The sequence below is a fragment of the Empedobacter sp. R750 genome (assembly GCF_030324345.1).
Taxonomy (GTDB): Bacteria; Bacteroidota; Bacteroidia; order Flavobacteriales; family Weeksellaceae; genus Empedobacter; species Empedobacter falsenii_C.
In genome coordinates, this window is sequence record NZ_JACAGF010000012.1 from 86,629 (window position 1) to 99,869 (window position 13,241).

The 13,241-nt window shown below is 30.8% G+C and carries 8 protein-coding genes and 1 pseudogene; 4 read left to right on the forward strand and 5 right to left on the reverse strand.

Translation table 11 applies throughout. The features are described from left to right. Positions 1 to 48: 48 nt before the first annotated feature. A complete protein-coding gene (locus HXZ74_RS12735) occupies positions 49 to 2,436 on the forward strand; it encodes a hypothetical protein (RefSeq protein WP_114997789.1) in 2,388 nt (795 codons plus the stop codon). 32 nt (positions 2,437 to 2,468) lie between these two features. Here HXZ74_RS12735 and prfH read toward each other — a convergent pair whose 3' ends face one another. The 5 genes and pseudogenes from prfH to HXZ74_RS12760 form a co-directional block, all read right to left on the reverse strand. Then, positions 2,469 to 3,089, reverse strand: a complete 621-nt coding sequence (gene prfH / locus HXZ74_RS12740) for a peptide chain release factor H (protein ID WP_115001907.1) — start codon at positions 3,087 to 3,089, stop codon at positions 2,469 to 2,471. Positions 3,090 to 3,094: 5 nt separating this feature from the next. Beyond that, a pseudogene (locus tag HXZ74_RS12745) lies at positions 3,095 to 4,485 on the reverse strand (RtcB family protein). Positions 4,486 to 4,487: 2 nt separating this feature from the next. Then, on the reverse strand, positions 4,488 to 5,249 hold the full coding sequence (locus HXZ74_RS12750) for a hypothetical protein (protein WP_114997794.1): 762 nt from the start codon (positions 5,247 to 5,249) through the stop codon (positions 4,488 to 4,490). Positions 5,250 to 5,607: 358 nt separating this feature from the next. Continuing rightward, positions 5,608 to 8,088 (reverse strand): beta-mannosidase, encoded by a 2,481-nt coding sequence (locus HXZ74_RS12755; RefSeq protein WP_286475731.1) that lies wholly within the window; start codon positions 8,086 to 8,088, stop codon positions 5,608 to 5,610. 244 nt (positions 8,089 to 8,332) lie between these two features. Then, the gene (locus HXZ74_RS12760) at positions 8,333 to 8,653 is read right to left on the reverse strand and encodes a magnetosome magnetite crystal formation protein family (RefSeq protein WP_038332539.1); all 321 of its coding nucleotides are present in this window, start codon (positions 8,651 to 8,653) and stop codon (positions 8,333 to 8,335) included. Between the two features lie 238 nt (positions 8,654 to 8,891). On the opposite strand from HXZ74_RS12760, the gene HXZ74_RS12765 reads away from it, so the two are divergent. From HXZ74_RS12765 to lepA, 3 genes are all read left to right on the forward strand, one after another. Continuing rightward, a complete protein-coding gene (locus HXZ74_RS12765) occupies positions 8,892 to 10,748 on the forward strand; it encodes a helix-turn-helix transcriptional regulator (protein ID WP_221408220.1) in 1,857 nt (618 codons plus the stop codon). 32 nt (positions 10,749 to 10,780) lie between these two features. After that, entirely contained in the window at positions 10,781 to 11,209 is a 429-nt protein-coding gene (locus tag HXZ74_RS12770; RefSeq protein ID WP_114997803.1) for a hypothetical protein, read from the forward strand. 170 nt (positions 11,210 to 11,379) lie between these two features. Continuing rightward, the gene (gene lepA, locus HXZ74_RS12775) at positions 11,380 to 13,176 is read left to right on the forward strand and encodes a translation elongation factor 4 (RefSeq protein ID WP_038332533.1); all 1,797 of its coding nucleotides are present in this window, start codon (positions 11,380 to 11,382) and stop codon (positions 13,174 to 13,176) included. The last annotated feature ends 65 nt before the right edge of the window (positions 13,177 to 13,241 follow it).

Sequence of the window (13,241 nt, forward strand, 5' to 3'; positions counted from 1 at the left end):
AAAATGAGCAGTTTTTTTTTATATTTAACCTCAACCAAAACATCTACTATGAAAAAAATAGCCCTTCTTTTTGTTCTATTTAGTTCAATTTTTTCCTATTCTCAAGACACAATTTATTTTGATAAAAATTGGAAAGAAACAACGAAAGCCAAATCCAACTTTTATCGTCCTTTACCGTTAAAAAAGTATGGTGAATTGGTTTTGCTTAAGGATTATTACAACAATGGACAACTTCAATTTCAAGGATATATTTATCCAAAAGATGAAAACAAATATGTTGGTGATGTTTTTTGGTATGATGAAAATGGTTTTGACAATGGTTATCGACAAAATATTAATCTTAGTGATCAAAAAGAATTAATCTATTATAACACCGACGGATCTATTTGGAAAAAAATTAAATACAGAGATTTTGGAGAAAAAACCGAAATTATAATTTACCACAATGGAAAAGAGTTAATAAATGGTAAAATTACGAATGGAAATTTTACCGGAAGTTTTTCTCCAAATAGGCCAGATTTATATTACGATAATCCTTTTTATGAAAATTATGAAAGTATTCCGCCACCTGTAAGCGTCACTGCTCCTGCTATTTCTTATAATGACACAAAAAAAACTCCTGATAAAATTTATAAAGAAGTTATCTATTGGCAAAATGGGAAAATTGCCAAAGAAACAATCAACAAAAATTATTCACAAGAACCTTCTAAATATTGGGATTCTACTGGAAAAGAAATTGAAAAAAGTTCGAAAGAGAAAAAAATTGATATTGAATTTTACACCAAAAATGGTTTTGCAATTCAACCAAAATCTAAGACAGAAACTACAATTCATGAAAATGATTATCTAGTAACCAAAATTTTGTATGATAAAAATGGGAAGATTAGTAATGTTAGCAAACAACAAAATGGTAATCGAGTTGAAGAAAAAATTTATACAAATGGAAAAGAAATTATCTTAAAATATAAAGATGATAAACCATTTGAAGGCAATTTCGATGATACAATTGGACGTTACAATTCTATTTACCAAATGAAAAACGGGCAAATTGTAGATGAAGCAATTACAAAAGATAGCAAAACTTCAAAAATCATTGCAAAAGGTGATTATATAAATGGAAAGCCAAACAATGGAACTTTTTATAATTTTGATGGAAATAAGATAACAATTTCTACTTATAAAAATCAGAAAAGAGACGGAATACAACAGATTTTCACAAATATTTGGGACGACAAACCTACAGAAGAATTTGAAATGAAAAATGATTTGATGAATGGTTTTAGAAAGATATATTCGGGCAAAAATTCTGTTTTAACAAGTGAATATAGAAATGGAAAACCTTACCAAGGTACGATTGTAGAAAATAATATCCTATCAATTTATAAAAATGGAAACTTGACTCAAAAAGAAGAATATGACCAATATTCAGATTATGTTAAAGTTGTTGAAACGTACGAAAACAATCAATTAAAAACGAAAACTTATAAAAACTTTTCAATCAAAGAAAAACCTCAAGCTTCTTACACTGGGATTTTTCAAAATGAAAAACCTTATGAAGGTTATTTCATCAATAAGATTATTTTGAACGAAATTCCTTTGGTTGATTTTTACGAGAAAGGCGAACTAAAATATCAGTATTCTTTTGATTTTTTGAAGCAATTAGATAATTACCAATTTTATGAATATGATCAAAAAAGTGTCTACAAAAATGGCAAAATTGTAGATGGTTTTGAGTTTTTCGATAATGATGAAGGTTTTTTATTGCGAATTGGATCCAAAAATGAAAAGGCAAATTATCTTGAAATGAATCTTTTCGCGATGAACGCTTTTAACCGATTTACGTTTGATTATAATGGAAAAGAAATCCTGATAAAAGATTTTGAGAAGCAAACTTCAATTAAATTAACAGAAAAAAATAATGGAATTTTTGCAGAAGTTTTTGATGAAAACGGAAAATTAATTGTCAACAATCAACAAAAAGAAGTACAAAAAGGTTCACCGAATTCTTCTACAATTTATAAAGTTGAAAACAATCTGCTCAAAGAAGAAAATATATCTTCGGAGAGTTTGAATCCTTTAATCGAAAAGGTTTATAAAGAAGTTAATCCAATAATTATATTGATTTATTCTTCTGTTGCTTATAATCGAACGATGAAAATAGATGATTTGTTTAATCAATTTGTAGGAATTTTTAAATCAAATAATATTCAAAAACTTTATGGGCAAGAATCATTTATAGAAGGTCCAAATAAAGTGCTTTCAAGTTTGAGATATAATAAAAATGGAAATCCTGATTGGGGCGTTAAAATTTCTGAAACGGAAAAAAAGTATTTGGTTGAATTTTATGAAGACGGAAAAATAACTTTTACTAAAAAAGTAAATTCTATCCACGAAGTTCAAGAAACGATTAACAGTCTTTTTAAAAAATATGAATAAGAATAAACAAAGCCGCTCTTTGAGCGGCTTATTTATTCACTAAATTTATCTCCTCTGAATATTTTCACAGGGTTTCCTCTTGCAATAGACGTTTGATTATTCCATTTTTCTTGAACCAAGTCTTTCAATTTATTGGTTTCAAATTCTTGTAATTTCAATAACAAACGAGTTGTTGCAATTTTTTTGTTCTGATGTTGCGAACGCGAATCCATCGAAACAACAGAAATTCCACTTGATTGATGCGTTGCGCGAACAGCTGAATTTACTTTGTTTACATTTTGTCCTCCATTGCCAGAACTACGCATTGTTTGATAGACAATTCCATTTGGATTGATTGAAATTTCTTTCGGAATTTCTAATTCAAAACAACCAATAAACCAATTTTTGCGTTGATGAAATTTTCGGTACGGACTTTTACCAATCCATAAAATTGTTCCAATCCAAGGTTTCAAAAATGTGTTTAAATCATTTCCTTCAAGTTCTATAATCACAGACGAAAGTTGATTAAAATCTTTATCAATTTCTCTTTCGATTACGTCAAACTTAATATCTGATTTTGTACACGCTTCCGAAAACTTTTTAAAAACATTAGTTGCCGCAAAATTACATTCCGCAGGCCCTCTACCCGATGTAAATTGAATAATTTTTTTCATCATCATTATTTATCCATTCGTACAATTCTCGGTGTAAAAGTTCCCAACACTTTCACTAATTCGGTTTGTAAATTCATCACCGTTTTGATGTTTTTATACGCAAAAGCGCTTCATCAACACTTCCTCCTATCAGCTCAATTCCTGCATCTTTCAATTGTGCATTCATAAAACTTTTGGTAATCGTAGATTTACATTTTGCTCGCGACATTTTTCGTCCCGCACCATGCGAAGCCGAATTAATACTCAATTCATTTCCCAAACCTTCGACAATGCAACCGTTCGCGGTCATCGAACCTGGAATAATTCCTAAAACTCCTTCTCCAGCAGGCGTTGCACCTTTGCGATGAACAATTCGTTCCGTTCCTTCAACCATTTCTTTCCACGCAAAATTGTGATGATTTTCGATGTTAAAAACGATTCGTTTTCCTAAAGCTTTCGCAATTCTTCGGTGAATATCGTCGTGACAAGCCTTGGCATAATCTCCTGCCAAATTCATCGCAGCCCAATATTCTTGCCCATCGTGGGTGTCCAAATCCAACCAAGCCAAATGCTGAACTTGTTTCGGAAGCGGACATTGTTTCGCCGCCAAATACGTGTAATGTTTTGCAATATTTGCACCCAAACCGCGTGAGCCACTATGCGATAAAACTGCCAAATATTCACCTGGAATCAAGTTCCATTCAGGTTTTACCTCATCTAATTTCACAATTCCAAATTCAACAAAATGATTTCCTCCGCCCGAAGTTCCTAATTGCTGATAAGCTTTTGTTTTTAAACTTTTCAAGATTGGAATTTCATCAAAAATAGAACGTTCAAAAATTTCGTGATCTGCTTTTAATTTATGCGTTTCATACATTCCAAATTTGGTCTGATCTTGCAAAATCTGAATCAACTGATGCGATTTTCCTTTCAAAAAACTGGCTGGTAAATCGTAAACCGAAAGACTCATTCTACACCCAATATCTACACCAACTCCATACGGAATTACTGCATTGTCCGTCGCTAAAACGCCGCCAATCGGCAATCCATAACCGGAATGTGCATCTGGCATCAAAGCTCCTTTTACTGAAATTGGCAATTTCAACGCATCATACAATTGAAATTTTGCTTGTTCGTCAATTTCATTTTCACCAAAAATCGAAAAAGGCGAACGCGTCGTTTTCAATTCTTGTAATCTTACCTCAACTGGTTTTATCAATCCTTCCGCAACTTTTCCCCAAATTCCGTGACCAATGTACTTTTCTGGTTCGAGTAAAACTTCTTTTGCTTCGTTGAGAATCGTTTGTTTCTTTTCTTTTTTTCTGTATCGATGAATTTGCCCAATTGCAATATTGATCGAATTATTTTTTGGAAAGCCTAATTTTATGAAGTCCTTTCCAGAGATTTTATTTCCCATGATTAATGTCTTTTAGATAGCTGATGTTCTTGTTCTATCAGCATTTCAGCGATTTCTGTCGCCGAATTTTTGTCGTTAAAAAATTTCCTTTTCGTAAAAGGATTTTTAAATTTTGGTTTTCGTTCATACGAATAACCTCCTCCAACTATTTTCTTTAAGAGGATTCCTTGATTTTTATACTTGTCAAAAAAGTGATCGATTTGCGCTTCTTCGCGCTTCAAATCAATATCAAGTGGTTTGTAATGCGTAATCATATTTGGTTTTATAATCAATCGAAAACGCCACGGTTGTAGAAATTCATAAATTCCTTTGAAACGTTTTGTTTTTGGATCATACACCTGAATACACGCAAAATATCGACGTTCTTCATCATTCAAAATTGAATGCGGTCCTGAATATTCATAAGGTTGTAATTGTTTCAATTCTTGAATTCTCGGAACATAAATTCGCTTTCCGTTTCGTTTTCGTTTTTTTACAAACTTTCGCGTTTCTGCATATTGAGAAGTATTAATTTTCTTCAGAATTTGAGTGAAAAATTCAATCTCATTTTCCTTTTTAATATCTTCTCTCAATACAAAATAACGTTCGAAACCTTTTTGATATGGCTCTTTTAAAGGAACAAGCGGAATCGCTTTTTGTTCTTTAAAGATTTCTTTTCTACGTTTATATTTCTCTCTTACATTTTTTTCTTTTGCTGTTTTTACGCTTCTTTTCTTCGTTCTCTTTGTTCGTAAACGAGCTGAAAAGAAAATTGAATCTTCCATAACATGGATTATTTGATTGCAAATAATTGTTTTGAAATAATTAGCGCTAATTATTTCTTCTTCGGAAGTTTTTAGAAGTTATTCTGAATCTAGAATGGAATAATAAAAGAAAAAGCCCGAAGAATCCTCCGGGCTTTTGATATAATAAGTTAATTATTTACGATTTATAAGCACGAAGAAATGCTCATTGCAAAATCTGTTGCAATAGCTGAAAACTGATATGTCGTTTCTTTGAACATTTTATTTCTTCGTTATTAAATTGTTATACGTTATGATTTTTATCAGTGCAAATTTAAGTCAATAAAATTCACATTTCCAAATCGTTTGTGAAATTTCACTAAAAATAGGGAGAAAAATATTATTGATTTTCAGCATTCATCGTCTCATACAACGAATAAATTTTTAGATTTTGAATTGCTTTCTCTCCATTTATAATACGAGTTTCATTCGGAATTAAATCAAAGAAATTATCATCAAATTGATTGTTTCCGTCCAATAAATAAACATCTTTTGCCAAAACATTTGTAGAAATTTCAATTTGATTGCTACTGATCTTTTTAATTTTAATTGTTGGTTTTGTTAAAGCTAAATCTTTCGGTTTTTCGAAGAAATAATTACTCGAATATTTTTCTCTATTTGATTCAAATTCAATTCGAAGAAAAGATTTTATTGAAGAAGTTCCTTTCAAAACCTCATTACTTAATTCCAATATTTTAGTAGAAGAATTTGATGAAATAATTACATCTTTATCGTTAGTCCAACGTTTATTTCCATTAAAATCGATTATAGAAAATTTTACTTTTCCTTTCAAATCTTTCAATAAGTCATTTATGATATAGATTTTGTACACATTTTCTTCTTTCTCAACCGAAATCAATACATTCTCGAAACTTCTTTTCACTTGATAATGTAACGCTTTCCAATTTCCTAATTTATCCAAAGACGCCCACGAAGTCACAGGCCAAACGTCATTCAATTGCCAATACAAACTTCCCATATTGTACGGTTTTGCGCGTCGATGCGCCTCAATCCCAATCTGAGTTCCGCGCGCTTTCAACAATTGAGAAACGTAGTTGTACTGCACAAAATCGGTCGGAATTGCATAATCGAGTTGCATATATTCGTTGATTGTTTCCCAACCTTTTGGATGTTTTTGATGCACTAAAATGGTTACAGAATTCTTACTCAATGTGTCTTTTTCAGAAAACATAGATTTTACGGTTTCTAACGTTGGCATTCCTTGAAAACCATATTCCGAAGCAAAACGTGGAACTTTTTTCTCATAGGTTTCAAACGGTTCCATTCCCCACCAAACACCCCAATAATGAGAATCTCCTTGCGTCAAACTTTCTTTTCTTCCCCAACCAATCGAAGGTGAAGACGGCCAATAACGGTTCTCTGACTTTGATAAAATAGAATCCAAAACATTGGGAATAATATGATGAAAAGTCGTTTGATAATCTTTCCAAATACTCAAAGAATCTTGTTTTGACCAGCCCATTTGTTTCTGATATCCCCAATTGTGCCACGCTTCATCAATTTCATTATTTCCACACCAAAGCGCGATAGAAGTATGATTTTTTAGTCGATTCACTTGATCGATTGTTTCTTGTTTTACATTGTTAAGAAAATCTTGATCACCAGGATAAAAAGCACAAGCGTACATAAAATCTTGCCAAACCAACAAACCTTTTTCGTCGCATAATTCATAAAAATAATCATCCTCATAAATTCCTCCGCCCCAAATGCGAATCATATTCATATTAGCTTCAACCGAACTATTTATCAGCTTTTCGTAATCATTTTTTGAAACTCGCGAAACAAAATTATCTTGCGGAATATAATTCGCACCTTTCATATACGTTGGAATTCCATTTACTTTAAAATAAAAGCTTGAACCAACATTATCTTTTTCTTGAACTAATTCTATAGTGCGTAAACCAAATTTCAAATGCTTAGAAACTTGCTCATTTCCTTGTCTAATTTTGAATTGATAGTCGTACAAATATTGTTCGCCCATTCCATTTGGCCACCATAATTTTGGATTTTGAATTGTTTCATCAATCGAAAAATAATTGATTCCTTTGGTTAATTTTTGAGTGATTTTTTTCTGATTAAAATTAATTTCTACAGTTGTATTTTGCTCCGATTGAATAACGAATTTAAACTTTACTTTCGCTTGATTTTTCTCTAATTTGAGAATTTCATAAGACAAATCATTTAGCTTAAAATTATTCCAAGAAATAAGTTCGATTGGTTTATAAATTCCAGCCGTAACCAATCTTAATCCCCAATCCCAACCATACTGATATTGCGCTTTTCTAGTATAAACTCGCTCTCCTTCTGGCAATTTATACGGAAGTAAATTTGCTAATTGTTTTCCTTCATTCGACGACGATTTGAATTGTATTTCGAGCAAATTATTTTTATTCTTTAGAAAATCTTTGACCGAAACTTCCCAAATTCGAAACATATTATTCGCATCGAGAATCAACTTTCCGTTCACAAAAACTTTTGCATACGTATCCAATCCATTAAATTTTAACTGAATATTTTGCGCTTTTCGTTCAGCATCAGTCAAATCAAAAGAAGTTTTGTACGTCCAATCTTCGTTTTCTACCCATTGTACTTTAGCATCATTAATATCTTTGTAAGGATTTGGAATGATATTATTTAACATCAAATCGGTATGAACAGAGCCAGGAACCTCAGCTTTCAACCATTTTGAATCTCCTTTTTGTTGAAAAGTCCAATTTTCTGAATTCAAATTTCGAGTCGTTTGAGCAGAAAGTTGAATGAATGTAAAAAAAGTAATAACAAAAAATAGTAATTTCCTCATTTTGCGCTGATTTTCATAAAGATAAAAATAGCTTAATAATTCATAAAAAAACAAAAGAGATTATTAAAAATAATCTCTTTTTGCTGAAACATAATATAAACTTCGTTAGTTATGGGATTAACGAATGTGCTAAATTTAGGTTGATTCGGTTATGTTTTATTTTTTTGAAGAATAGGGATTCAGAAAAAGATTCTTAAATCCCTAAACTATTTATGAAAATGAACTTTTAAAATAATTTGACTTTCTATCCGATAAATGCAAATTTATCTTCGAACATAGAACCTATGATTGGTAAAGGTTTTTTAACACCATTTGCAGCGTTGATAATCCCAATTATCATTAAAATTAAAGAAGCAAATCCTAAAATTCCGATAAAAGGAATATTGACTGCATACATAATAATGTTCAAAAGTATTCCCCAAATAAATGAGAAAATTACTAATCCTAACCCTTGTTTCAAATGAAATTTCAGTAAATCATCAGCTTTATCTTTTCCTATAACGAAAGCTATAATCCAGCCAATAATAGTGATGTACGATACGATTGATAATGTTTTGTTGTCCATAGTTATAATTTTTATTGGTTATGTTTTGATTTATTTTCTGATACAAATTTGTTCGAAATCAAGATCAAAACAAAGTTTAAGCATACTACTTTGTATCTACAAGTATAAAACTTAACGACTACAGATTAACTACAGATTTACACAACTTTTTAAAAATCAAATTTATACATTTTTAAAAATCTGAAAATTTTAGTTAATGAATATTTTTTATCAAGTATTTTTTTACGATTTTTGATATATGAAAATTCTATTAACCTATCTATACATAATTTTTTTCGTCTTTTGTTCTACGATTTCATTCGCTCAGAATAAATACATTGATAGTCTTAAATTAGAACTAAAAAAATCAACTATTTCAACAAAAATTAAATTTGATTTACTAAATAAATTAGCTGAATATCATCGAACTTCCGATCAATACAAGCAAGCAGATTATTATATTAATGAGCAAATAAAACTAAGTAAGCGAGAAAATAATGAGCTAGAATTAGTGAAAGCTTATACGCAAAGAGGCGTTTCTTATGAAAATAGACAATGGTTTGAAAAAGCTCAAAAATCATTGGATACGATTCAAAATATCACCAAAGATTCGAAAGAATTTCTTCCAAAAGCTTATCTAAAATATCTGTTAGCCTACCATTATGTAAATCTTGGAGAATTTGAGAAAAGTCAAAAAATGGTTCTACAATTTATCAGTCAACTCGAAAAAACGCCTGATGAATATATTCTAAAATCTAAAGCAAATTATCTCCTATATGCGGTTCATGCCACTTGGAATGATGCAAAAAATTCTATTCTTTATGCCGAAAAATCGTTGAAATTTGCTGAATTATCATCCGACAAAAATCTACTTGTCACTACTTATGCAAATCTTGGTGTGGCACAATCGTTAAAATATATGGAATCTAAAAATTCTAACGATTTAGATGAGTTAATAAAAACCAGTAAAAAAGCGGTACACATTAGTGAACACTATCAAAATCAAGTTACAAATTACAATTATGCGATTGCTTTGCTAAATTTGGCTGATTATCAACGTAACTACACTAAATTAACAACTAATGATAAAAATGAAATTAAACAGAATAGTTTCAAAATTATAGAATTGTGTAAAACTATTCCGAATTCGCAAGAAATTTCTGCTGGTGCATTGGGATTGTTGAGTAGTTTGGCAAAAGAAGAAAATCAGACTGAGCTTGCCGAAAAATATTTGCTGGATGCTAATGCTATTTTGTACACACAAACAGTGAAGAATTTTTATGCGCTTGTTGCCAATTCAACCGAATTAGCCAATTTGTATCAACAAAAAGGAGAGTTTCAAAAAGCATTTGAATTTCAGAAAAAAGCAACTGATTATTCAACCGAATTATACAATCAAGATCAAGCGGAAGCTGCGAAAAAATTGGAAGCGCAATTTCAATCAGAGCGAAAAGAAGAAGAATTAAAAAATCTTGAAGCAAAAAATAAAAGTCTTCAAAAAGAACGAATTTTATACATCTGCCTTGCTGTTTTAGGAATTATTGGTGCGTTTTTTATGTTTCGTTCTTATCATTTCAAATTGCGTTATTCGATTGGTAGAGAAAATCAACTTAATTCAGAAAAACAAGAAGCACATCTAAAATTACAATTGCAAGAAGAAGAACAAGCGCGAATTTTGGCTGAACAAGAATTGATGACGTTGCAACAACAAAAATTACAGGACGAAGTTTTAGCAAGTCAGTTGCATTTGGAGCATAAAAATCAGGTCTTAAAAAATCTAAAAGATAAGATTGGGAATGATTCTTCTATCAATTTGAAACAAGTTATGCGAGAAGAAAATTTATTAGATAATGATTTTGAAAGTGCAAAATTTAGAATTCAAGAATTACATCCAAACTTTTTCAAAACGCTAAACGAGCATTCTAAACAAAAGCTAACTCCTCTTGATTTGAAATATTGTTCGTATATCTATCTTGGTTTAGACACCAAACAAATTGCGACTATTCTAAATATTGAACCAAAAAGTGTACGGATGACAAAGTATCGTTTGAAACAAAAATTTAGTTTGGTAAAAGAAGATGAATTGTATACTTTTTTCCATCAGATAATTGCTTAAAACAATTATTGTTTTATTACTTTTATAAAAAAATGAAAAAAATTTTATTATTTATTCTACTTACAACAATTTCAACTTTTTGTTTTAGTCAAGAATCTGTTAAATATCCAATATTTCCAGGTTGTAATAAATATAAAACAAATGAAGAATTGAGCAAATGCTTTTCTGAAAAATTATGGTATGAATTGAATGACCAAACCCAAGATTCTAGTGAGGATTTTTTCAAAGAAAATAAATCTGTACATGAGTTAACTTTATATTTTACAGTTAAAAAAGATGGAAAAGTAACAAATTATAGCTTTTCAAATGATAGTGACGCATTGATTTCAACAACTTATCTTAAACGAATTTCGAAAGTTTTTAAATACTACGAACAAAAAGGTAAAAAAATAATTCCAGCTTCTGAGAATAATAAATATAAAGATTTTACAATCACGTTTAAGGTTAAATATAAAGGTTAAAACTTATTTACAGAGAGTTTTTCAAAGAAAAATGATGATATTACTTATTTTTAATTCAGCATTTCTCACTTCAACTCTCGTTAATTTATTAAAATATAATTCATAATATTTTTCAAAATACTTGCAGTCTGCACGGAAAAGATTATTTTTGCCTATTCGACAAATAGAATATGAAAAATATCCGTAATTTCTGTATTATCGCCCATATTGACCATGGTAAAAGTACCTTGGCCGATCGTTTATTGCAAGTAACAAACACGATTTCTGATCGCGAGTTACAAAATCAAACTTTAGACGATATGGATTTGGAACGCGAACGCGGAATCACAATTAAATCGCACGCCATCCAAATGGAATATGAAAAAGATGGTGAAAAATATATTTTAAATTTAATTGACACTCCTGGTCACGTGGATTTTTCTTACGAGGTTTCTCGTTCGATTGCCGCTTGTGAAGGAGCTTTGTTAATTGTAGATGCTGCGCAAAGTATACAAGCACAAACTATTTCTAACCTTTATTTGGCTTTAGAAAATGATTTGGAAATCATTCCAGTTTTGAACAAAATCGATTTACCTTCTGCAAATCCAGAAGAAGTAACAGATGATATTGTTGATTTGATTGGTTGTGATCCCGAAGATGTTTTGCGTGTAAGTGGAAAAACAGGTGAAGGAGTTTTAGAATTGTTACATACAATTATCGAGAAAGTTCCTGCGCCAGTTGGTGATCCAGATGCACCGTTACAAGCCTTGATTTTTGACTCTGTCTATAATCCTTTCCGAGGAATTGAAGCTTTTTATAAAGTGGTAAATGGAGAAATCAAAAAAGGAGATCAAGTAAAATTCATGGCAACCAACAAAAAATATGGTGCCGATGAAATTGGAACGTTGAAACTGAATCAAGTTGAGAAGAAAGTCATTAAAACTGGTGATGTAGGTTATATTATTTCTGGAATTAAGGAAGCTTCTGAGGTAAAAGTTGGAGATACAATTACATTAGTAGAGAATCCTGCAAGCGAAGCTATTGATGGTTTTGAGGAAGTAAAACCAATGGTTTTCGCGGGTATTTATCCGGTTGACACAGAAGATTACGAAGATTTGCGTGCTTCTATTGAAAAGTTACGTTTGAATGATGCTTCATTAACTTTTGAGGCTGAATCTTCTGCTGCATTAGGTTTCGGTTTCCGTTGTGGATTCTTAGGAATGTTACACTTAGAAATTATTCAGGAGCGTTTAGAGCGTGAGTTCAATATGACAGTAATTACGACTGTTCCTAACGTTTCGTATGAAGCTTATTTGGAAAAAGATCCAGAAAAAATGATTCCCGTTCATAATCCATCTGAATTACCAGATCCATCAGGATTAAATCGTGTAGAAGAACCATATATTCGTGCAGCAATCATTACAAAATCTGAATTCGTAGGTCCTGTAATGAGTTTATGTATTGAAAAACGTGGTGAATTACAATCTCAAAATTATTTAACTCAACATAGAGTAGAAATGATTTTCAATATGCCTTTGGCTGAAGTTGTTTTTGATTTTTATGATCGATTAAAATCTATTTCAAAAGGATATGCATCGTTTGATTATGCACCTTCTGGAATGAAAGCTTCGAAATTGGTAAAAGTTGATATCATGATTAATGGTGAAGTTGTGGATGCTTTATCTGCCTTAATTCATGTTGATAATGCTTACAATATTGGGAAAAAAATGTGTGAGAAATTACGCGAATTAATTCCTCGTCAACAGTTTGATATTCCAATTCAGGCAGCGATTGGTGCAAAAATTATTGCGCGAGAAACAATCAAAGCGTTACGTAAAGACGTTACGGCGAAATGTTACGGTGGTGATATTTCTCGTAAACGTAAATTATTAGAAAAGCAAAAAGCTGGTAAGAAGAAAATGCGTCAAATTGGACGTGTAGAAGTTCCACAATCTGCTTTCTTAGCTGTTTTGAAATTGAATGATTAAAATTTTTATATAATTATATAAGAGCTACTTTTTAAAGTAGCTCTTTTTTTTTGAACTCACTGTAA

Coding starts and splice junctions, on each gene's coding strand:
- HXZ74_RS12755 (WP_286475731.1), bottom strand. CDS start 8,088: ATGAGGAAATTACTATTTTTTGTTATTACTTTTTTTACATTCATTCAA.
- prfH (WP_115001907.1), bottom strand. CDS start 3,089: ATGAAAAAAATTATTCAATTTACATCGGGTAGAGGGCCTGCGGAATGT.
- HXZ74_RS12765 (WP_221408220.1), top strand. CDS start 8,892: ATGAAAATTCTATTAACCTATCTATACATAATTTTTTTCGTCTTTTGT.
- HXZ74_RS12735 (WP_114997789.1), top strand. CDS start 49: ATGAAAAAAATAGCCCTTCTTTTTGTTCTATTTAGTTCAATTTTTTCC.
- HXZ74_RS12760 (WP_038332539.1), bottom strand. CDS start 8,653: ATGGACAACAAAACATTATCAATCGTATCGTACATCACTATTATTGGC.
- lepA (WP_038332533.1), top strand. CDS start 11,380: ATGAAAAATATCCGTAATTTCTGTATTATCGCCCATATTGACCATGGT.
- HXZ74_RS12750 (WP_114997794.1), bottom strand. CDS start 5,249: ATGGAAGATTCAATTTTCTTTTCAGCTCGTTTACGAACAAAGAGAACG.
- HXZ74_RS12770 (WP_114997803.1), top strand. CDS start 10,781: ATGAAAAAAATTTTATTATTTATTCTACTTACAACAATTTCAACTTTT.